The following is a 21871-nucleotide window of genomic DNA, read 5'->3' as shown; positions in this document are numbered from 1 at the left end:
GTCCCTCCCTTACCTGGAAGCCGCAGCCTTCTGCGAGCGTTTCCATGCCTTTAATGCTTCTTTCTTTTCCTTCTCAGCCTTAGCCTCATCCTTGTCTCTCATGATGTAGAACAGTATCGCCGAGCATACCGCGATAACGATGAACATCAGCATACTTGCGGCAGCTGCACGGTTATAGAGGTAGCTTCCGCTGAACGCCTGATTGTAGATGAACACGCTTGTGGTGAGCGTTGAGTTATCGGGTCCGCCGTTCAGGAACAGCTTCGGGATATCGTACATATTCAGACCGCCGACCAGCGAGGTGATGAGGGTGTAAAGGAGTACGGTCTTGAGGTTGGGTATGGTTATCTTGAAGAAGGTCTGAACACCGTTCGCGCCGTCGATGTCGGCAGCCTCATAGATGTCGGGGCTTATGCCGAGAACGCCCGAGATGAGCACTATCATAGTATTTCCGTACCATGTCCAGAACTGGATGAAAGCCACGATGAACTTCGCCCAGCCTTTGCTGGTGAGGAAGTTGAAGGGCTTCGGAATGATGTGGAGCGAGGTGAGGAAATCGTTCACGGGGCCTACGGGGTAGCCGTAGAGCGAGTTGAACAGGATAGCCACAGTCGCCGCTGTGATTATGTTCGGCATATAGAACACTACCTTGAAGAAGCCCTTGCCCTTCAGCTCATACGAGTGGGATGTGAACCACGCCGTAAGCAGGAGCGCTAAGGTTATCTGGGGGATGAAGTTCATTATCCAGATAACGAGGGTGTTTTTCAAGGATGTAACGAACGATGGATTGTTTATAACATTTCTGAAATTGTCGAACGGGTTCTCAAGGATGCTCCAGTTCGTGTTGCCGAGACCTTTACAGTCGGTGAAGCCGAGTATAGCGGTATAGATCGTCGGATACAGCGAGAATATCAGAAACGCGGTCACGAACGGTATACTGAACAGATAGCCGTACTTGGCATAGTTCATACCATTGCTTTTGTTTTTCATAATATCACTCCCGAACGTGTCTTGACAGCTTCGGCTCCATTTCAGGGAGAAGCCTGCGGAGCGTGATACTCCGCAGAGCTTTCCGAGTTATTTCGTCCGAACTGTCGGGTCTTTTACTTTACGGTTACGTCAAGGTTATCGGCTACCTGCTGTTTGAAGTCCTTGATAGCGTCCTCGCGGCTCTTGTTGCCTGCGGTGTACTGACGTACCTGATCTCTCCAGTAGGTGTTGATAGTCTCATCGTACTGGGTCTTGTTCTTACCGTTCGCATACTGGTTAGCCTTGGTGAATACGTCGAACATATTCTGACCGCCGAGGAATTCGAGTTCGCCGTTGGACTTAGCCATTACAGTACCCGAAGCAACGCAGTCCTTTGTACCCGAATCGTTGTATGTACCGTTCGCCCACATATACTGTAAGCCGTTTTCGGAGCAGTCGAGGGTGATCCACTCGATGATCTCGCCGAGAGCTTCCTTGTTGGGCGAGGACTGGCTTGCAAGCAGCCAGGTACCGCCCCAGCAGAAGCCGATAGGAGAATCACATACAGCCCAGTCGCCGTAAGTGCCTTCGCCAACAGCTTTGCCGCCGCAGTTGTCGCCGAGAGTGTAGTTAATGAGCCATGCGGGTCCGAAGAAACCGAAGATGCCCTTATCGCCTTCGCCCTTCATATCAGCGAACCAGGCGTCCTGCCAGTCCTGAGTATCGTTGTGCCAGCCGTTGTCCTTGAGCATCTTGGAGTAGTCGAGGAACTGCTCGCGCTTGGGGTCGATGGTGAGTGTGCCGTCAACGATCCATGCCTGATCGGAGCTGTTCTCAACAGCGTGCCAGAGGTCGCCGTCGCCCGAAATTATGCCGTAGCCCTTAGCCTTGAGCTGTTCTGCAGCCTCCCAAAACTTATCCCAGCTCTGAGAACCGCCGCCGATAGCCGCCGAGATCTGATCGGGGTCATCGGTCCCGAAAACGTCCTTCGCGATGGAACGTCTGTAGATGAACGCACCGCCCGTAGCCTGATAGCCGAGACCAACGACCTTGTTGTCATTGTTGGTACCCATATCTACGGAGTACTGTGCGATGTCAGCTTCCTTTATCTTAGCGTCAACGTCGATGCCGAGCGACTCGTAGGGTGCAGCGTACTTAGCAGCGTCGCCCTGAGTATACTTGAGCACGAATGCGGACTCAGCGCAGTACAGGTCGGGAGCATCATCGCCGCCTGCCGAAAGTGCCTGGTCGAGTGCGGGCTGATACTGACCTTCGGTCGTAGCGATGATCGTGGTCTTTACCTCGTACTTCTTTGCGAAGTCGGGGTGCAGCTCCATGTACTTGTCGATCATTCCAGGTACCTCATCGGTGAACGCCCACACGTTGAGGACGGTCTTGCCGTCAGCGGTCTTTACCGCTTCTCTCTCCTGCACATCGTCGTCGGTCTTTCCGCAGCTGGATACTGCCAGTGCCATCGAAGTTGCGAGCATACCTGCTACAAATCTCTTGTGTTTCATAATCATTTCCCTCCTGAAACATTTTTGAAAGATTTTTTTGACTGTTGCGGAAATCACCTAATTGATCTCCGTTTCTGTATACATTTTATAACATTTGACCAAAATTGCCAATTCAAAAATTGCGCAGACTATAACAATTATTGCGCATTTTTTGGCAAGCCCATAAATTGTGGCAAACAGAAACGGACGCCGTCGCAAGCGTCCGTTTCTGTAAAAGCAATTAATAAGAAGGTGGAGGAAAAATTCATTTATAATATGCGCTGTTCCGCTTTTTCGGGGAAATGCAGGGTGCCGTCATCGGTCAGCCTGTCCCGTCCTGCCCTGTATAGGCAGCATCAGCGTCGGGTTTAATTATCATCTATCCTTTCAAATATTACTTTATAAGTCTGATATTATTTTACCACACACCCCAAAAATGTGCTATGCGTTTATTGCTTATGTGTTATCAAAAATTGCGCAGTTAAATAACAGGTTATTGTGAAATAAAAAATTATTGAGGTAAATCATTTCTTAATTTCGCAACAATTGATACATAAAATAAAAACCGAAAAGCAGCCGGGTCACAAAGACACGGCCGCTCTTCGGTTAGAAAGGTCAGAGGTTATATATGCTCTTCAGAAATATATCACTCTTATTCCGCAAGGTCGCTGTTCTGAGAGTTTGCGTCTGCGATGATGGTGTTTACAGAGATGTTGTTCTCATCAATAACAGTGCTCCAGTCCTTCGCGTCGTTAGGTCTGGTGGTAGCATCCTTCAGATCGAGCTGCTTTGACAGAGCGTCATTAACGCCGTTGGAGAAGTCAAACACAGCATTGGTCTTGCAGAGATCGAGGATGGTAGCACGCATAGCGATCATTTCCTCGCTCCACTTGTAGTCGTTTCTGAGCTGATCTTCGGTTATGTTCTGAGTCTCCTTGGAGCATAGCTGCATACAATTGAGGAACGCAACTACGCCCTTGGGGTTCGGAGCGCCTGCGATGAGGTGGTAGCCGTCGTTGCGGCTGGAAATGTAGTACTTGTCCGAATCATCCATTCTCGGCATCGGAACGAACATTACGCCGCCGTTTGCAACATCGCCGTATGCGATAGAGCTCTCGGGGTTGTTCTGGATGGACCATAAGCCGCAGGGATAGAACAGGGTATCGCCGTTGAGCACGCCGCCCGAACGACCGCGGTCGGGGCAGTAAACGCCTGTCTGTCCGAGTCCGTACATGAACTCCTGAACAGCAGCAACTTCAGGCTTCTCGATGTTGTTCACAAGCTTGCCGTCTTCCATCGTGATGAGCGGATAACCGCAGGCATCGTTCAGCGAAGAAGCGATCCAGTAACCGCCTACGCCGTACTTGCCCTGGCTGGAATCGGTGAACTGGATGCACATTTCCTTGAACTTGGACATAGTCCACTCGTCCTTCGCAAACAGCTCGGCAGGATCTTCAAGACCTGCTGCCTCAACAGTCTTGGGGTTGTAGATGCAGACATACTGCGGCTCGGCAGCGGTAGCAGCTACATAGTGACCGCCGTTGAATACGAACGCATCGTTAACGCTCTTGGAATCCTTCCAGAGGTCGGAGTCGAAGTCGAGATACTCGTCGAACGGCTGGAAGATATTCTTGAACACGCCCTTCGGGAAGCCGTCCATATCCATTGCGGGGAAGAAGTCGGGCGAATCCTTTGAGAGCACCTTCTTTGAGATGTCATCGTATCTCGTGTCCCAGGTCGTCGGGATATACTCGATATTGCCGTGATACTTGTCGCGGAACATCTGGATGTGCGGGGGAACGACCTGACCGTCGCCGGGGTTCAGATCCCAGTGTGCGATGAACTTGATGGTTGTATTCTCCAGCTCGATATCCTCCAGCTGATCGGAGAGGCTGTTTACCTGCTCCTGAGCCTCGGAATTGAGCTTGATCTCTTCGGGTTTCTTGGTAGTTGTATCAGCGGATGAATCACTGTTGCCGCCGCAGGCAGCCATACCAAGGCAGACAGCGAGCGAACATACAGCAGCCGCGATTCTCTTGATCTTTTTCATGTGAAAACCTCCATTTCGGTTGAACTCACGGAACGCCCAGACGTACCGTCCTGTGAACTTAATTAATTCTACAACACTTCTATCAAAAAAACTTGCCGATAATTGCTAAATTTCAACCATTAATTGCGGTTATTGTATAATATGTTACAATTTGGCATTATTTTAAGATAAAAATGTTACATTTTGACTTGGATATGATATGATTCCCCGATCTCCAAGTCTTTCCAATGATAAAATGATAATACATTTTGCACTTTTATTATATAGCACATATACATCCAGAGTTTAAAAAGAATATGTACAAAAGGTTAAAAATGCGTTTTCGTCTTGATTATACTCCTTTAATGTGGTACAATAACTATTGAGTGCTGGATCGGCGCTTATTTAATCGTTTACGGAATTCAACATTATCTGCGCAGACCGCTGTATACGGCACAAATGCGCACAAAGGAGAGATATATTTTGGCAGAATCTGCTACTTCACACGTAAATACGACTCCTGCTCAGCAGGGTGAAGAGATCAACCTCGTAATGCTCCTGCACGACTGTGTGCGCGGCGCCAAGAAATACTTCTGGCTGCTCATCGTGCTGTGCATTGTGGCTGTCGCAGGTGTGTTCGCATACAGCTACAGCACCTACGTGCCCATGTACCGCTGCAAGGCTTCCTTCACGGTATCCGCGATGGACAACTTCAACCCGAACTACTCCAGCAACTTCAACGCGAACCAGCAGTACGCGACTCAGATGGCTGCTACCTTTCCTTATATAATAGAGAGCGAGCTGCTGACCGACCTCGTCAAGAAGGAACTCAACGTTAACCAGATCAACGGCGAGATCACTGCAAGCGCTATCGAGAAGTCGAACCTGTTCACCATGATGGTAGAGAGCGACGACCCCGATGATGCTTACAATATCCTTATCGCGGTCATCAACAACTACCCCGAAGTTCTTGACTACGTTATCGGCGACACCCAGCTGGCTATCATCGAGCCTGCTGTACATTCCGACAAGCCCTACAACAGCTTCGACATCAAGAAGAACGGCGTTATCGGTATGGGTATCGGCTTTGTTCTGTGGTTAGCTGTAGTTGTTATTTACGCTATCAGAAGAAAGACCATCCGTACCGAAGAAGAGGTACGTCAGGTGCTGAACGCTCAGTGTCTCGGCTCTGTTCCGCTGACCATCCCGAAAAAGCGTTCCAGCGCAAATGCCGCTAAGCTCAACATCGCAAACTCCAAGACCGCTGAAAAGTTCAGCGAGTCTATCCGAAGCATCGCGATGAGACTTTCTAAGGAGATGCAGGAGAGGGATATGAAGATCCTCACCATCACCTCCTCCCAGAACGGCGAAGGCGTCAGCGTTATCGCATCGAACATCGCTTCCGCTCTCGCTGAGATGAACAAGAAGGTCCTCCTTATCGAGACAGACCCTTCTTCCGAGTCGGCTAAGTTCAACCTTGAGAAGCTCCTCGCAGGCGAATGCCAGTTCGAGGAAGCTGTAGGCTACGACAAGAAGCGCAAGCTCTATGTGACCACAACTCCCAACGGACTTTCCAACGCGAAGTTCGCGGCTTCGGTACTGTCCCTCAGACAGTTCATGAACACCATGTCCGAAAGAGTTGACTATATCATCATCGATGCTCCCGCCTGCTCCTTCATGAGTGAGACTTCCATCGCTATCCAGTATTCCGAGCTGGCAGTCCTCGTTGTGAAGCAGGATACCTGCGACCTCCGCAGAATCATGGAGAGCATTGAAAACATATGCAGTTTCGAAATCGATTTCGGCGGCTGCATCCTGAACGGAACCCAGACAGGTATCGGCGGCTACGGCTACGGCAAGTACGGCGGATACTACTACGGCTCAAGATACTCCTACTACAGAAAGGGTTACGGCTACGGTTACGGCTATGGCTACGGTTATGGCTATGGCTACGGCTACGGTCCTTCCCGCGACGAGGAGAGAGAGCAGGAAAAGCGCAGAGCGGAGCGTCCGACTGATGACTGATATCCACGCACATCTGCTTCCGGGCATCGACGACGGGGCACAGAACATGAAAGATACGCTCGATCTGCTCCGTGATTCAAGCGAGAGCGGTGTGACGCGTATCGTAGCAACACCGCACTTCAATCCATACTACGGCTGGAACAACTTCCGCACTCCCGAACTGACTCAGCTTTTTGAAAGCGTCCGACAGGCGGCTTCGGCTGAGAATATCGATATCGACATCGTGCTGGGGACGGAGATAAACGTTGACGATGATTCGGCAAGGCTCCTTGCCGAAGGAAAACTTTGTACCTACGGAAACTCGCGGTATGTACTCGCCGAGTTCGACGAAAGGGATACGGGCAGATGGGTCACTTCCCGTCTGGAAGATCTTGTTTCGGCAGGATATATCCCCGTAGTCGCTCACCCCGAACGCTACTACTTCGTGACGGATGAGCCCTGGATAGTCTACGACTGGCTCGAAGCGGGATGCCTGATACAGCTGACAAAGGGCAGCATCCTCGGCAGCTTCGGTCAGGAAGCGCAGGATAACAGCGATTACCTGCTCGATGAGGGCTGGGTGACCTGTATCGCCAGCGACGGACACAGAAGCGGAGGGATTCGCAACAGCAAGATGAAAAAGATCAAGGAATATATTGCAGACGTCTACTCCGAAAAAATGGCGAGACTTCTGCTTGAGGATAACCCGGCAGCGATCGCTCTCGGGAAAGAAATTGTTGAAAGAGGGGTAAGAGCTTGAGATACCTTAGAATAGGAGTCGTTCTGCTTTTTATAGCGGCTCTCGCACTGTATGTGCTCACGCTCATCAATGAACTGAAGCGTGACCATACTCCGCCAGTCATCAACAGCGTGAGCGATGTCGTTGAACTAAGCGTGAAAGACGATGAATCAAAACTGCTGGAAGGACTGACCGCTTCGGATGATGTCGATGGCGACCTTACAGATAATATCATCCTTTCAAACCTTTCGCACTTCACCGAGAAGGGCGTTTGTAAGGCTAACTACGTTGTATTCGACAAGGCGCACAATTCCGCGTTCTATACAAGAACTGTACGCTACACCGATTACACTTCGCCCCGTTTCGAGATCGACCAGCCCCTTTCTTACCGTCTCGGAAGCAACGTCCGCTTCGCTGACAGCGTAAGGGCTGTGGACTCCATCGACGGCGATATCACACAGAGCATCAAGATCGCTTCGGCAAATATCTCGAACTTCTCCGAGGGCGTTTATCCCGTGAGACTTGAGGTGACAAACCGCTTCGGCGACAAGGCTACCGCTGATATCATGGTGGTAGTTTCCGCAAGAGAGTATCAGCAGACGCTGGCTCTCAAAGACTATATCGTTTATATCAAGAAAGATTCTGAGTTCGATCCCTTCAAGGAGATCACAGGTACCACCGCTGTTGACGGCGACGGAAATAAGGCTCAGTTAAAGGACATACAGATCAACGGCTCGGTGGATACATCGACACCCGGCTGCTACAGCCTTGTCTACTCCTATAAGAAGAAAGAGGTCTTCGGCAGCAGCGAAGTATTCCTTACCATTGTTGTAGAGGGGGACTGATGTATGCAGGAAGAAAATGTCTTAAATTTAGAATATATCAATCCGAAAATAATGCTCAGGGTCCTGACAAGGAACATCTGGGTGATAGTTCTCGCGGCTGTCAGCGTGTTCATGATAACTTCGGCTGTCGGTCAGGTGATCTATAAACCACAGTATACTTCGTCCGCGACCTTCGCGATCAACGCAAAGAACTCCACCGCTACCGCTTCGCTTACGGTAACAAAGGAAATGGCTCAGGTTTTCGGTGAGATATTCCAGAGCGACGTCCTCAAGACCCTCGTCAAAGAGGATCTCGAACTGAACAGACTCTCCGATACCATCTCGACTGCCGTTATTCCCGAGACTAACCTCATGAAAGTCACTGTTTCCAGTGAAAGCCCCGAGAGCGCTTACAAGACAATGAATTCGGTGGTTTCAAACTACAGAAACGTTTCCGACTACGTTTATCAGGACGTTATCTTTGAAATAATAAAAGCTCCCGACGTTCCGCTTGAAGCTGAGAACGCAGGAATCTCTCTCAAAAACCGCGTGCTCTTCTCTCTTATCGCTGCCATCGCAGCTACCGCAGGTATCGCGATCATCTACATCTTCGACGACTCGATACAGACTATCGCAGCTGCAAGAGACAAGATCGACGGCGAACTTTACGGCGTTATCCCCCACGAGGAAAAGAATCAGAAGTTCAACAAGAAGACTTCGATCCTTATCGGAAACCCGACTACCAGCTTCAGCTTTACAGAAAGCTATCACAGCCTTTCCGCAAAGCTCGACTACAAACTCAAAAAGAACGCGCAGAAGGTACTGCTTATCAGTTCCGCTGCCGAGAACGAGGGCAAATCCACCGTTTCCGCGAACATCGCGCTTGCGCTTGCTGACAGAAAGCGCAGAGTTCTGCTCGTAGGATGCGACTTCAAGAAGCCCGCACTCAGAAAGATCTTCGATATCCCCGAGGAACAGGTCGATGACCTCTGCGACTATATCGAAGCAGGCGACATCAGCCATGATTACCGCTTCGTCAGAGCGAAAAACATCTTCCTCGCTTGCAGCGTTAAGGGTATCCACTCTACTCAGAAGATCATCTATTCCGACGCTCTCAAGGAGTTCGTTGAGAAGGTAAAGAACAACTTCGATTACATCATCCTCGATACTCCTCCTATGCTGCTGACTTCTGACGCTGAGGCGCTCTCGAAGATCGCAGACGCTTCCCTGCTCGTTGTTAAGCAGGACTACATCACCGCAGGCGGTATCAACGACTGCATCGATAAGCTCGTGACAAACAGCAAGTTCTTCATGGGCTTCGTCCTCAATAACTTTGAACAGTTCGGAAAGAAAGAGGATATCTCGGTATCCCACGGACACTCCCGTCATCACAAGCACCACAGTGCATAAGAAACAATTTCAGCCGATCGTTATTATTACGGTCGGCTGTTTTTTTCTGAAACAAATGTGAAAAAGTTTTCTCTGATTTGTGTAAGAATAGCACGATTTTTCATATACATTTGACAATTTCGGAAATTTTGGCAAAAATAATCAAAAAAAGTGTTGAAATTTATTTAGAATTGTGTTATAATATATTTGAGAAATGTATGGGCTGCATGAAAGGCAGCGAATAATTACATTCCGAGGAGGATTCACAATGTTTAAGATACTGATAGTTGATGACGAACACATGATGCTCACTATCGCAAAACGTGTTCTTTCGGAAAAATATGAAGTCGTGACCGCTTCGGGCGGTAGCGAGGCTATAGAAGTTTACTCAAAGGAACAGCCCGATATGCTGCTCACCGACCTGCTCATGCCGGGGATGTCGGGTATCGAGCTCAAAGCCGCTCTGCGCGAAAAGTACGGCAGGGAGATACCTACTCTCTTCATGACTGGTGTCGATGAGAGTGCCGAGCTTGACGGCGCCGATCATGTCACAAAACCTATCAACGCCGATGAACTGCTCGGTAAGACCGCGGAGATACTCAGCGGTATCGAGGACAGGTTCGCAAGAGTTTGCGCTAACGGCAACGGCGCCCTGATGCTCGCCGAGATAGTCGGCAGCTCCGCACCGTCGCAGGCTGTTACCGACGGCTTCGTGCAGGCGCTCCACAAGGCGCTCATGCCCGATGATCTGCTCGAAAAGAACGGCAGCGTGTTCAGGATATTCGTCTATGACCTCTCTTCGGACAGCTCCGCAGAAGAGTTCATAGCTTCACTTGACAAGACCGTTTCAAAACTCTCCGACGGCAAGAATTCCATCGCGGCTGGCGTTGTGTTTGCACCAGAGCACGGCACAGACTGCGCTGAACTTACATCCTTCGCCGAGAAGTGCCTCGCCGACATCAAATCGAGAAAGAACGGCGGATGTGCTGTATTCTCGCCCTTCGATGAACAGCCTATCGCAGGCTCGTCCTCACCGTCCAACCTCCAGAGCCTCAGCCTGATGTTCGAGGAACACTCGATGATAGACAGCGCCTTCGTTATCGAGACCGAAGCGTTCAGCTACGTCTACAGATTCCTGCTCAGATATATCCAGAGCTACAGCTCCTCCGCTTATAAGCTGCTGGTGACCCTCGCGCCCCACAGCGACGGCTTCGATGAAGAGCCCATCGCGGAAGTCACCGACGCGTTCGGCGATATGGTCGCACACTCACTCAGAAAGAGCGATATTATGGTGCGCACGAACGATAATCAGTACCTCATCATCCTGCCCGAGATCACCGAGACGGATACCGAGAGACTCGTCCAGCGACTTCTCAGAAAGTGGAGCACTCTCGACCTGGCGCGCTTTGCCGAGGTCAGCTATGAGGCCGAGGCGATAATCGCCGAAAAACATCAGCGCGAACACCGCAGAAACGTCCGCGCGACCGACGAAGAATAACTCAAAGCCCCTTTCCAAAAATCAGGAAAGGGGCTTTTTTCGATCTAATAAACCCATCCAGCAGAGACATAATCTAACCAAAGCCTCTATCTTCCCAAAAATTAAAAGTTTTTGGAAGGCGAAGGTTCTCCCCCGGTTTATTATGTATTATTCCTGTTGATAATGTCAGTGATAGACGCCTCGGCGGAGCGGACGTCGGCGAGGAGCTCGTTGGCGGACATCCTGAGTGCGCCCGTCCGCATGACCGACATCTGCACGAGCGCGTCGTTGCTGGCGACGCGGATGCGCAGCTTCGTTCTGTTCTCGCTGCAAAAGCTCTCGATGAAAGCGTCGCTGGTCTGACCCGAGGCGGTGTAGATCACCTCGATGGCTTCGGCGCGTATCTTGTGGGGCGTGACCGCAGGGGTTTTGTAGGCGTCGAACACCAGCATCAGCCGCAGACCCCGATAGCCTGCGTAGTTGCTGAGTATGTCCGCCAGCCGTCCGCAGGCGGAGTCGATGTTGACGCTCGCCAGCGACCGCAGCTCCTCCCACGCGAACACGATGTTATACCCGTCCACCAGCAGCAGACGGGGGCGTGTATCGGGCTTCTGCTTCGGCGACGACTGCCGCTTCTTTATCTCGAAGGCTTCCCTGCTGCGCTCCTCATCCTCATCGGCAGGCATCACACGCTTCGGGGCTATCTTCTCCATGATGCGCTCCAGCTCGTCCTCACCCAGCGAATAACTGCGGCGAGCGGCAGGCTCGGCGGCTCTGCCCTTGACAAGCGTTGACGCCAGATGCATCTTCTCGTCGGCTTCCGACCACTTGACCACCACGCCCGATCCGTGTGAACAGAACACCGAATCGGCAGTGTTCGCAAGGTCGGCTTCCGCATCGTAGGCGTACTCCGCGATGATCTCGTTAGCGTTGCCGCAGGGCGCATAACCGCTGTTTTCAAGGGAAAGCGAGCCGTGACCGCGGGTATAAGCCGTCACCTCGGAACCGTAGCTCCGCAGCTTTGCCGCAGGGGCGGTGCCGCTGAGGATGCTCATGTCGCCGTCGGTCTCGGGCTGCGAAAACTCCGCGCCCATCAGGTCAAGGTCGCTCATGGCTCTGCCAAGCTGCTCGGTCGGCACCGTGAGCCTGAACCCGAACTGCGGCTCCAGCAGCACTGACTTCGCCTTCATCAGACCCTGACGCAGGGCTCGCCACGCCGCCTCGCGGAAATCGCCGCCCTCGGTGTGCTTCGGATGCGCTCTGCCTGCCGTCAGAGTTATCTTCATGTCGGTTATCGGGCTGCCCGTCAGCACGCCGATGTGCTCCTTCGACCTCAGCGACGAAATGATAAGGTTCTGCCAGTTGCGGTCCAGCAGATCCTCGCTCACCGCCGTGTCGTAGACGATGCCGCTGCCGCGTTTCAGCGGCGTGAGGATCAGGTGGACCTCGGCGTAGTGGCGCAGCGGCTCGAAATGTCCGCAGCCCTCCACGGGCTCGGCGATGGTCTCCTTATATAATATGCGCCCCTCGCCGACGGTGATCTCAAGCCCGAAACGGCGTTTCAGCTCGCTTTTGATGACCTCGGTCTGCATCTCGCCCATGAGCCCGAGGGTTATCTCGCCGAGACGCTCGTTGAACCCGACTTCGAGTGCGGGGTCTTCCTCGCGCAGTTCGTACAGCTTCGAGAGCAGCGTGAAATTGTCCGTGCCCGACGGCGGATAGACGGCGCAGCTCATGACGGGTCGGATGCGACCGTTCTCGGGGTCTGTCCTCGTGCCTATCCCCTGCCCCGCATAGGAAGAAGTCAGACCCAGAAGTGATACCACATCGCCCTGCACCGCCGACTCGACTTCGGTGAATTTTCCGCCGCTGTAGATGCGTATCCTCGCGATCTTTTCCTCGACAGGCAGTCCCGAGGCGCTGCGGTAGCGGAGCGTTTCGCGGACCTTCAGCTTGCCGCCCGTGAGCTTCATACAGGTCATGCGCTTGCCGTCGCTGTCGCGCTCGATCTTGAACACCCTCGCCGAGAATTCCGACTGCTGAGCAGGCGGCTGGATGTAGCGGTCGAGAGCGTCCAGCAGGGCGTTCACGCCCGTGTCCCTGAGTGCCGCACCAAAATACACGGGAAAAAGCTCGCGCTTCATGACCGCATCGCCGATCTCACGCTCGGTGAGCGTGCCGCTGCTGTCGAAGCTCTCGATAAGAGTGTCGGAGCAGAACGCCGCCGCTTCGATGCGCTCGTCGTCGGGCAGGGTGAAATCGCAGAGCTTGTCGCCGAGCCTGCGGGTCAGCTGCTTCATGAGGGCGTCCTTGTCGAAGCCCGAAAGGTCGGTCTTGTTGACAAAAAGGACAGTCGGCACCTTCTTTTCCGCGAGCAGTCTCCACAGCAGTTCGGTGTGAGCCGCAGCCCCGTCGGCGGCGCTGACCAGCAGCACAGCCGCGTCGAGCACCGAGACTGCGCGCTCGGCCTCGGCTGCGAAATCGGCGTGACCAGGGGTGTCAACAAGGTAGAAATGGGTGTCGCCGTACTTAAAAACAGCTTGTTTCGCGAAAATCGTAATGCCTCGCTGCTTTTCGAGTTCGTGCGTATCAAGGAAAGCATCGCCGTTATCGACCCTTCCGCGCTTGCGGACAGCCCCCGAAAGGTACATCATGCTCTCCGAGAGGGTGGTTTTACCCGCGTCAACATCCGCAAGGATGCCGATCGTGATCTTTTTCATGGTTTTTTCTCCTTTCAGGAAATTAACGAAAATATTTAACGAAAGCGGCTTGTTAGGACGAAAATCGCGGAATTTTACGTTTGCCACCGAAAATATTCGTTAAATAATTGAAGAATTTGGATAGAAACGATATTTATTCACTTCCCGTATTGTGCATTTGTACAATTATTTTGTTAAAAAAAGAATATTTCTCCGTCGTTCTTGACAAATAGTGATAAATATAGTATAATTAGAACATAGAAAAGAACAAGTGATAACAATTCACGAAAAAGCCGATGGTCGGTTTTCGCAGATTTAAGGAAAATAACTGAATAGAAAGAAGGAATCATTATGATGAAAAGGGTTAAAAATCAAAGCGGTTTTACGCTTGTAGAGCTGGTAATAGTTATTTCAATAATTGGCGTTCTTGCCGCTATTATCATCCCGTCTATACTGAATTACGTACACAGAGCCTGCCGTGCAGACGATAAGGTCACCGCACGACTGATCGGAACGACAGCAATGCAGCTGCTGGTCGAGGATCCCGATTTCGCTGATTTCTTCTATTCGGATGACACAGCGACGATGATTTGGGATGCAAAGATAGAAGGTCAGCACTACTACTTCGTAAGTGTTGCAAGAGCTGACGGTTCCAAGGCGTGCTACCAGAAGGACGTTACCGAGACCAAGGATAACAACAAAAAGAGCGGTGCAGGATGGGAGTTCTCGTCCTACAAATCGAATAACAAAGAGATCGTTAAGAAGCTCAACAACCGTCTCGACGAAGTTATCGGCGGCGATATAAAATTAATGAGCTATATCCCCATGAGAAGCACAGGTTATAAGCATCCTGCTTCTGACTGCAATCACGACACCACCTATTCCAACAGCAACGAAAAGGGTAAGAAGAGAGCTGCTTCCCCGACATACAGCTACACCGATAAGTGGATAATCGGATACAACGGCGGTCCCGCAACCAAGGGTAATGCCTGCAACTTAAAGAACAAAGATATGTCCAAGGGTCAGATAGAAGTCTGGGCCGGCGATTCTTACGGTAAGGGTGCAAACGGTCCCCGCGTTCGTCTGTGGCCGTCTCCCCCGTCCTACTATTGATATCCTCCTCCCGTCAATAGTGAATTCCGTCAGACATTTGCATAATAGGCCTTCATATAACTCCATTAAAAAAGCCTGCGCTTAATTAAAGCGCAGGTTTTTTTCTGCGGTCATTAAATCAGCACCGCACGCAGGACCATGCGATGCTGATTGTTTTTGTCAGCCGAGTTCGGGGAACTGGATCATGTAGAAGAAAACTTTCCCGTCATTGAAGTTTATCTGAACTTCATAGCCGTCAATGCCGTACCTGAACACATCGCCGTTTTCCTGAAGTCCGTCGCCGCCGAGAGCGTTCTTTACGTCATCGGCAGAAGCGCCGAGTCCCGGGCCGCTCACAAGTTTCACATCCGAAGAGGTGTGAGTCGTGTCGTCGATAGTCACCTGATAGATAACGCCGTTGTAAGCCGAAACATCCATACCGTCAAAGTGGTATACGACAGCGGTGTGGCCGCTCAGACAGCTCGGAGTCTCCTCGGACGGAGAGAGCTGAGTTCCCAGCTTGCCCTCAACATCTGCCATATTGTCGCCGATGCCGAACTCCTGTCCGTTGTAACTGATGCGCACCTTGTCCTTAAAGCTCTGCTGGGGCTGTTCGGGCTCCTGAGGCTGCTCGGGTTCCTGGGGCTGTTCGGGTTCGGTCTCAACAGGCACCTCGACGATGACCGTCTCGGGAGCTTTTGTGGTAGTCGTGGTAGTAGTCGTAGTAGTAGTCTCAGTCTTCTGAGTAGTGGTCTTTTTGGTGGTGGTGGCCTTCTCGGTGGTTTCCGCGGCAGACTCCTCAGCCTCGGAATTTGTCAGCTCAGGCCCTAAAGTCACAGTGACAGCCGCAGTGGTAGTGCTGGTCTTGAGAGTAGCAAGAGTCACGCTGCCATCTTTTTTATTCGTATCGTCTATTTTGCCGCAGGACGCCAAGCATCCGAGAGCCAATACCGCAGCTGCGATCTTAACCAGATTCTGTCTGTTCATTTTCATTAACCTCCTGTGTCTGATTGGAAACGGTGTACGTTGCAAGTACGCCTGTATTTTTCTGTATGCCTGTCAATGGGTCAAAGGTCATTACCTCCACCGAGTACTCGCCGTCGGGAAGGTCATTCTTATTGAGGAACATCGAAACGCCGCATCCGTCCGAGAGGTCGGTGACGCCATGCTTTTTCAGTTCCTCGGTCTCAAGTATCGGGAACGCCTCGTAAGCAAAACTTCCGCCGTCTCCCGTTAGCTTCACGTATATCCTCGTCATATCCGAGATGAGCGATTCGTCGAGCGCCCCGAAAATGCGCACGCCGTAGGGATAATCCTCCGCGAAAAGCACGCTTCCGTCGGGGAAATACTCCCCTTCCGTCTCCGCGAGCCCTCTCAGAGGAGCATTCATATTCGGCGCCGTCGAGATGACCGTCGCGAGGTTTCGCTCGACTATCTCGTACACGAAATCGCCTTTCATCGGGACGAGGTTCAGATTCGGCAGGTTCGTCCTCACGAACGTCGCCGTATCGTAGTTGTCTATCATGTAAGGCAGCAGCGCACGCCCGAAGGAATCGCGCACCATGTACAGCTTTGAGCCGTTGGTCATGGTCGTCTTGCGCGAGGTGAAGTTCGTGTCGTTGTCCTCTTTGTCGCTCATGAAGTTCGCAAGAGCCGCCTGAGTATCGGTCAGCCCCGGGGGACGCATGAACGAAAAATCATCGAACTGTATGCTGTAGCGGTACTGTTCATCCATGATACCGCCGCCGACGGGATACAGCAGCTTGTCAAGGTCGCCGCGCCAGTCGTCGGTGACGGTGTAAGCCAGCTGCCCCTCATACAGCTTATGCTCCTTGCCGAGACTTTCCATGATGCAGTTGTACCCCAGCAGCGCCCCGAGATAATTCCAGTGGGTGTCGCGCTTGTGATAGACCTGCATACCGCTGTTTTTCGCATCGGTAAGGGTCGTGAGCATATCCGCGTAGTTGACGCCGTAGGTCTCCAGCACTGGGTACAGCCGCTCGATGTCGGTCAGCTCCGCCCTGATGTAGTTCGAGGGCATATACTCGGAATAGACGGTATTCTTGTTCGGCATGGGCACGAAGGTGAAGCCTGCATCCCGCGCATCGCACTGCTCCTGAAGCAGTGAGAGCGTGATGCCGATGGCGTTCAGCTCCCTGTCGGTCAGCGCGTCCGAGCCCGTGTAGCTCGCGACGGTCGTGTCCGAGAAGATAAAGCCGTTCTTTCCCGTAATGACACCTGCCGCCGATGAGTGCAGCACCCTGCTCCTCACCCCGTCGGCAGCCGTCAGCAGCTGAGGACGGAAAGGCAGATGATCGGAGAACCAGCTGTCGAAATCGCCCGAGAAGTCGGAATTCAGCTTGCCGTCAGCCATCAGCTTCGGCTTTTCGGCGAGCTTTCGTTTCTCGACCTCAAGTGTGTTCTTTTTGGTCGGGTATAATGCGAGAGGAAGCGCACAGCACCCGAAGAAAACTGCGGAAAACACTATCCGCGCAGCTTTGTTCATATGTTGCGCCTCCTGTCAGAATCTGAAATAAATGAACGGGTTGTAGCTCGAAGAAACCAGCGACAGTATGCACAGCGCGAATATCCCAAGCACCGCGATATGCCCTGCGTAGTCGCAGACGGCAGCCGCCTTTGACTTCATGAGCCTGTCACGCAGCTTCGGCAGTATCGGAGCGGAAAATATCACCGCAACTGCCAGCGCGATAAAGAACACGGGTTCGAGAGTGGTCATCAGCGAAACGTTAACGGCTCTGTCGCCGTGCGCTCCCGTGAACATATTCCCGAGGATCCGTCCTGCCTGGGTCAGCGTGTTCGCGCGGAAGATGACGAAGGTCAGCATCGCCACCAGCACCGTGTAGATATGTCCTAACGGCTTGAACCAGTTCTTTTTTGTCGGTATGATGCCGACCTCTTCAAGCAGCAGGAACGCCCCGTGCAGCATACCCCACACGATGAACGTGAAATTCGCGCCGTGCCAGAAGCCCGTCAGGAAGAACACGATACAGCGGTTGAGTATGGTGCGTCCCTTCGAGACGCGGTTGCCGCCGAGCGGTATATATACATAGTTTTTGAACCATGTAGAAAGCGATATGTGCCATCTTCTCCAGAACTCCTGCACCGACCCCGATATGTATGGGTAGTTGAAGTTTTCCATAAAATCGAACCCGAACATACAGCCCAGACCTATCGCCATGTCGCTGTAGCCCGAGAAATCGTAGTAAATTTGCAGCATATAGCAGAGCGCCGCTATCCACGAAGTCAGGCAGGAGAGGTCTTTCGGGCTCTCGGCGAACGCCTTGTCCACGAACAGACCCATGTTGTTTGAGATGAGCACCTTTTTGCCGAGACCGATGATGAAGCGCGTGATGCCCTTCGTCACCCTCTCGGAGCTGAATTCCCTGTGCCCGAGCTGTCCGCTTATCTCGTTGTACTTGACGATAGGACCTGCGATAAGCTGCGGGAACAGCGAAATGAACAGCGCCATTTTCAGCAGGCTCTTCTGTTCGAGGGACTTGTCTCTGTACACGTCGATAACGTAGCTGAGCCCCTGAAATGTGAAGAAGCTGATGCCGATGGGGAGCCGTATCTGCGGCACGGGAATGCCGAGATGTGTGATGCTGTTGAAGGTCTCCGCGAAGAAGCCCGAGTACTTGAACACCGCCAGCATCCCGATGTTTGCGGCAACAGCCATCACGACTGCGGGCTTTGCGGTCTTTTCGCCTGCCGCCAGCCGCCCGAACAGGTAGTTTAGTATTATCGACGCGATCATGATGATGACCGCCGTCGGCTCGCCGAACGCGTAGAAGAACAGACTCGCGATGACGAGCAGGATGTTCCTGACAAGGTCGTTCCTGCAAACGAAATACAGTGCGAACACTATCGGCAGGAACATGAACAGGAACGGGAATGAACTGAATGTCAAATTATTTCACTCTCACTTACTTTGTGTAACCGGGGCGTGCAGCCTTAACCTGCTCCCAGGTCCAGTCATAGAACGGCACACAGTTCCACACGTTGAACGGACAGGCATCGAGGTAAAGTGTTCCCTTCGATGTCACATACTCGTTGTAGCCGTGTTCGCCGTAGCCCGACTGACCGATTATCATCTTGTGCGAGTATCCCGCACGTTCAAGCATATAATCGCAGGCAGCGGAATAATAGTAGCAGCTGCCGTACCTGTACAGGAACATCTCATATGCCAGCTTGTCGCGGTCCTTTCCGCCTTTGCCCTTGTTCATATAGTAGCAGTGGGTGTTTACCCAGAGACAAATGTTCTTCGGGGTAGGTCCGATGTCGAACAGCAGGTCGTCGATGTAGGCTTCCATATCCCCCGTGAGGGTACCGTTGGAGGTGACGCCGAGCGACTTGTTGTAGATATATCCGTCAACGCCGCCGACCCTTATCTTCGCCCATCTGCCGACTGCGCCGAAGTAGAGCACTTTCTTGCCGTTCGGCACTGTGCCGATGGTGGTCTCTCCGTAAGCCGCAGAGGGATAGATAACAGTCTCGCAGGTCGTGGTCTTGTACTCGGCGGTAGTCAGCGTCTTGACGACAGTGTAGCTGCCGAGGTATTCGATGTTCGAGTATTTTCTGTAAGGAACAGCCTTGATGTAGTATGTGGTCAGCGGAGACAGTCCCGTTATCTTGCCCTTGAGGTTATCCTCGCCGACAAGGGTAGCCGCCTTGTAGAAATCCTTTCCGTCGGTGGAACAGTAGAGATAATATCCGTCAGCGCCCTTGCTGTGCGTCAGACTGACGGTGATGCTCTCGGTGTTGTAGGAGGTGACGGTCATGGTGGTGTTCTGCGGGAAGCAGTGTATCCACGTTCTGTTGGAGGTCAGTCCCCTGTATTCCTTGCCGTAGGAGTTCACGTATGCCTGAATGTAGACGCGTTTGTCGCTTCCCGTTTCAAGCCCCTTGAGCGTTACGGAAGTATTGTACTCGCCGCTGACGCGGGTAATCTCCTCATTTGTCTGAGCATCACAGACTATGTAGCCATCGACTCCCGGCGACCTTGTCCACTTCAGCGAAGCCGAGCATTTCTCGGTCATCGAGTGGGTGCGGTCGTAAACGGTAAGGTCTGTAGCCTTCTTGATGCCGCTGGTGGTGACGTTGAAGCTCTCGGTCACCATCGACGTGCCGTCCTCAAAGTACGCCGTCACCTTTATCGGCTGAGAGTACTGCGGGATAAGCTCGGTCAGGAGTATGTCCCCCTGAGCTTCCTCGGCGGTCACTTCTTTAACTATCCTGTCCTGCTTGCGGCTGTAGAGCTCGTAGCGGACAGCGCCCTCTTTCGGAGTTATCCTGACTACCGCGGTAGTCATGGTCTTTGAGAGCACCTGAGCTTTTTTCGGCAGTTCATCGGAGCGTCTTGCCGTGTCCTCAGCCGAAACACTTTCATCAGCCTCAAACTCATCGGCAACGGAAGAGGAACCTTCCGTTTCTTCCGCCGACGAAGTCTCTTCCGACGAAGAGTCCCCGACGGAGCTTTCGTCCGCTTCGGAAGAGTCGGAGCGCTCTGTCACGGCAGTCTCTTCGACCGCGGATTCGGAAACGGCAGACCCGTCCTCATCGGCAAAAGCCGTCACCGACACAGCTGTTGTCGATATACACAAAGCCGTCATCGCTGCGACAACGGCACTGATCTTCTTTACATCCATTTCAGACACCTCTTGAATAAGATACTCAGCGCACATTTTCTTTATCCGCGCACCGATAATAACGTCTAAAATGTCTCTTTCAAAAAAATGATCTACATATATTATTGTACTACAAGAACAGTATTTTGTCAATAACGGCGAGTAATTTTCAGCGTTATTTCCGAGAAATCTCAGTTTTTGAATGAAAATTTACACCTTTTTAATCTGGGTTCTTGCAATTTCAAAAAAAATGTGTTATAATATTAGTTATCGTTGAATAACCAAAAGGAAAACAGTTTAGAAAGAAGTGTTTTATATGACTAAGATCACGATTTTTTCGGGTTTTCTGGGCGCAGGCAAGACCACGCTCATTAAGAAGCTCATCGCTGACGGCTACAACGGCGAAAAGCTCGTCCTGATAGAGAACGAGTTCGGTCAGATAGGCATCGACGGCGGTTTCTTACAGGACGCAGGCGTTGAGATCACTGAGATGAACTCGGGCTGCATATGCTGCTCGCTGGTGGGCGACTTCGGCAAGGCTCTCGTGAAGGTGCTTGACGAATACTCTCCCGACCGTATACTTATCGAGCCCTCGGGCGTCGGCAAGCTCTCCGATGTTATCCGTGCGGTACAGAACATCGGCACCGAAAAGGCTGTTCTCGACGGCTTCACCACCGTTGTTGACGCGAAAAAGTGCAAGATGTACCAGAAGAACTTCGGCGAGTTCTTCAACAACCAGATCACTTACGCAAGCTGCCTTATCCTCAGCCACACTGCGGGTCTTTCCCAGGCAAAGCTCGATGACTGTGTTGAGAGACTTCGCGCCCTCAACCCTGCCGCTCCCATCGTCACTACCGACTGGGATCAGCTGACAGGCAAGCAGCTCACCGATGCTATGACTCAGAAGAACACCCTCGATGACGAGCTGAAAGCACTTCTTGAGGAAGCTGAGCATGAGCATCATCACCACCACGATCACGATGATGAGGACGAGCACGAGCATCATCACCACCACGACCACGATAATGAAGACGAACACGAGCATCATCACCACCACGACCATGATGACCACCACGACCACGATGATGACCATGACCACGAGCATCATCACCACCACGACCACGATGATGACCACGATCACGAGCATCATCATGACCATGACCACGGCGAAGGCTGCACCTGCGGCTGCCACGACCATGACCACGAACATCACCACCACCACGCCGATGAAGTGTTCACCAGCTGGGGTCTTGAGACCGCGAAGAAGTTCTCGAAGGAGGACATCGCGGCTGCGCTCGACGCTCTCGAAAACGAGGAGAAGTTCGGTTTCGTGCTGCGTGCAAAGGGCATCGTAGAGGGCAAGGACGGCGAGTGGATTCACTTCGACTACGTGCCCGGCGTGCCCGACATCAGAACAGGTTCGGCTTCGACAATGGGCAGACTCTGCGTTATCGGCTCGCAGCTCAAGGAGGACGCGGTCGCTGAACTGTTCGGCAAGGAGTAAACAC

Annotated in this window: 15 protein-coding genes; 7 read left to right on the top strand and 8 right to left on the bottom strand. The window is 52.2% G+C overall.

The window, feature by feature from the left end; all coding sequences use genetic code 11:
• Positions 1 to 9: 9 nt before the first annotated feature.
• The 3 genes from BT142_RS14325 to BT142_RS14315 all read right to left on the bottom strand — a co-directional run bounded on the left by BT142_RS14325 (position 10) and on the right by BT142_RS14315 (position 4515).
• Positions 10 to 990 carry a carbohydrate ABC transporter permease gene (locus BT142_RS14325; RefSeq protein WP_072418874.1) on the bottom strand — a complete coding sequence of 327 codons (981 nt, stop codon included), beginning with the start codon at positions 988 to 990 and terminating at the stop codon, positions 10 to 12.
• 113 nt (positions 991 to 1103) lie between these two features.
• On the bottom strand, positions 1104 to 2486 hold the full coding sequence (locus tag BT142_RS14320) for an ABC transporter substrate-binding protein (RefSeq protein ID WP_242871989.1): 1383 nt from the start codon (positions 2484 to 2486) through the stop codon (positions 1104 to 1106).
• Positions 2487 to 3117: 631 nt separating this feature from the next.
• Positions 3118 to 4515, bottom strand: a complete 1398-nt coding sequence (locus BT142_RS14315) for an ABC transporter substrate-binding protein (protein ID WP_072418872.1) — start codon at positions 4513 to 4515, stop codon at positions 3118 to 3120.
• A 462-nt stretch (positions 4516 to 4977) separates the two neighbouring features.
• Between BT142_RS14315 and BT142_RS14310 the strand changes: the two genes are divergently transcribed.
• From BT142_RS14310 to BT142_RS14290, 5 genes are all read left to right on the top strand, one after another.
• Positions 4978 to 6519, top strand: coding sequence for an AAA family ATPase (locus BT142_RS14310; protein WP_072418871.1), 1542 nt, complete (start codon positions 4978 to 4980; stop codon positions 6517 to 6519).
• A complete protein-coding gene (locus BT142_RS14305) occupies positions 6512 to 7258 on the top strand; it encodes a tyrosine-protein phosphatase (RefSeq protein ID WP_072418870.1) in 747 nt (248 codons plus the stop codon). The genes BT142_RS14310 and BT142_RS14305 overlap by 8 nt, the downstream gene beginning before the upstream one ends.
• A complete protein-coding gene (locus tag BT142_RS14300) occupies positions 7255 to 8082 on the top strand; it encodes an immunoglobulin-like domain-containing protein (RefSeq protein ID WP_072418869.1) in 828 nt (275 codons plus the stop codon). Before BT142_RS14305 ends, BT142_RS14300 begins: the two co-directional genes overlap by 4 nt.
• 3 nt (positions 8083 to 8085) lie before the next feature.
• Positions 8086 to 9471, top strand: coding sequence for a polysaccharide biosynthesis tyrosine autokinase (locus BT142_RS14295; RefSeq protein WP_072418868.1), 1386 nt, complete (start codon positions 8086 to 8088; stop codon positions 9469 to 9471).
• 247 nt (positions 9472 to 9718) lie between these two features.
• Entirely contained in the window at positions 9719 to 10948 is a 1230-nt protein-coding gene (locus tag BT142_RS14290) for a response regulator (RefSeq protein WP_072418867.1), read from the top strand.
• Positions 10949 to 11088: 140 nt separating this feature from the next.
• On the opposite strand, the gene BT142_RS14285 is transcribed toward BT142_RS14290, so the two are convergent.
• A complete protein-coding gene (locus BT142_RS14285; protein WP_072418866.1) occupies positions 11089 to 13647 on the bottom strand; it encodes a translation factor GTPase family protein in 2559 nt (852 codons plus the stop codon).
• Positions 13648 to 13977: 330 nt separating this feature from the next.
• Between BT142_RS14285 and BT142_RS19905 the strand changes: the two genes are divergently transcribed.
• Entirely contained in the window at positions 13978 to 14739 is a 762-nt protein-coding gene (locus tag BT142_RS19905; RefSeq protein ID WP_072418865.1) for a type II secretion system protein, read from the top strand.
• Between the two features lie 159 nt (positions 14740 to 14898).
• On the opposite strand, the gene BT142_RS14275 is transcribed toward BT142_RS19905, so the two are convergent.
• Genes BT142_RS14275 through BT142_RS14260 form a run of 4 tightly spaced genes read right to left on the bottom strand, consistent with a single transcriptional unit; the run spans position 14899 to position 20384 of the window.
• The gene (locus BT142_RS14275) at positions 14899 to 15705 is read right to left on the bottom strand and encodes a hypothetical protein (protein ID WP_072418864.1); all 807 of its coding nucleotides are present in this window, start codon (positions 15703 to 15705) and stop codon (positions 14899 to 14901) included.
• Positions 15683 to 17224, bottom strand: coding sequence for an alginate O-acetyltransferase AlgX-related protein (locus BT142_RS14270; RefSeq protein WP_072418863.1), 1542 nt, complete (start codon positions 17222 to 17224; stop codon positions 15683 to 15685). The genes BT142_RS14275 and BT142_RS14270 overlap by 23 nt, the downstream gene beginning before the upstream one ends.
• Before the next feature lie 15 nt (positions 17225 to 17239).
• A complete protein-coding gene (locus BT142_RS14265; protein WP_072418862.1) occupies positions 17240 to 18646 on the bottom strand; it encodes an MBOAT family O-acyltransferase in 1407 nt (468 codons plus the stop codon).
• A 16-nt stretch (positions 18647 to 18662) separates the two neighbouring features.
• Positions 18663 to 20384, bottom strand: a complete 1722-nt coding sequence (locus BT142_RS14260; protein ID WP_072418861.1) for an SH3 domain-containing protein — start codon at positions 20382 to 20384, stop codon at positions 18663 to 18665.
• Between the two features lie 295 nt (positions 20385 to 20679).
• Here BT142_RS14260 and BT142_RS14255 point away from each other — a divergent pair, with 295 nt between their 5' ends.
• Positions 20680 to 21867, top strand: coding sequence for a GTP-binding protein (locus BT142_RS14255; RefSeq protein ID WP_072418860.1), 1188 nt, complete (start codon positions 20680 to 20682; stop codon positions 21865 to 21867).
• The last annotated feature ends 4 nt before the right edge of the window (positions 21868 to 21871 follow it).

The sequence above is a fragment of the Ruminococcus sp. YE71 genome (assembly GCF_900119155.1).
Taxonomy (GTDB): Bacteria; Bacillota; Clostridia; order Oscillospirales; family Ruminococcaceae; genus YE71.
Note: the sequence above shows the minus strand (reverse complement) of the source record. Positions and strands in the feature narration are given on the sequence as shown.

Bases quoted from the DNA above. Each gene is read 5' to 3' on its own strand.
- BT142_RS14325 (WP_072418874.1), bottom strand. From the start codon at position 990: ATGAAAAACAAAAGCAATGGTATGAACTATGCCAAGTACGGCTATCTG.
- BT142_RS14320 (WP_242871989.1), bottom strand. From the start codon at position 2,486: ATGAAACACAAGAGATTTGTAGCAGGTATGCTCGCAACTTCGATGGCA.
- BT142_RS14315 (WP_072418872.1), bottom strand. From the start codon at position 4,515: ATGAAAAAGATCAAGAGAATCGCGGCTGCTGTATGTTCGCTCGCTGTC.
- BT142_RS14305 (WP_072418870.1), top strand. From the start codon at position 6,512: ATGACTGATATCCACGCACATCTGCTTCCGGGCATCGACGACGGGGCA.
- BT142_RS14295 (WP_072418868.1), top strand. From the start codon at position 8,086: ATGCAGGAAGAAAATGTCTTAAATTTAGAATATATCAATCCGAAAATA.
- BT142_RS14290 (WP_072418867.1), top strand. From the start codon at position 9,719: ATGTTTAAGATACTGATAGTTGATGACGAACACATGATGCTCACTATC.
- BT142_RS14285 (WP_072418866.1), bottom strand. From the start codon at position 13,647: ATGAAAAAGATCACGATCGGCATCCTTGCGGATGTTGACGCGGGTAAA.
- BT142_RS19905 (WP_072418865.1), top strand. From the start codon at position 13,978: ATGATGAAAAGGGTTAAAAATCAAAGCGGTTTTACGCTTGTAGAGCTG.
- BT142_RS14275 (WP_072418864.1), bottom strand. From the start codon at position 15,705: ATGAACAGACAGAATCTGGTTAAGATCGCAGCTGCGGTATTGGCTCTC.
- BT142_RS14270 (WP_072418863.1), bottom strand. From the start codon at position 17,224: ATGAACAAAGCTGCGCGGATAGTGTTTTCCGCAGTTTTCTTCGGGTGC.
- BT142_RS14260 (WP_072418861.1), bottom strand. From the start codon at position 20,384: ATGGATGTAAAGAAGATCAGTGCCGTTGTCGCAGCGATGACGGCTTTG.
- BT142_RS14255 (WP_072418860.1), top strand. From the start codon at position 20,680: ATGACTAAGATCACGATTTTTTCGGGTTTTCTGGGCGCAGGCAAGACC.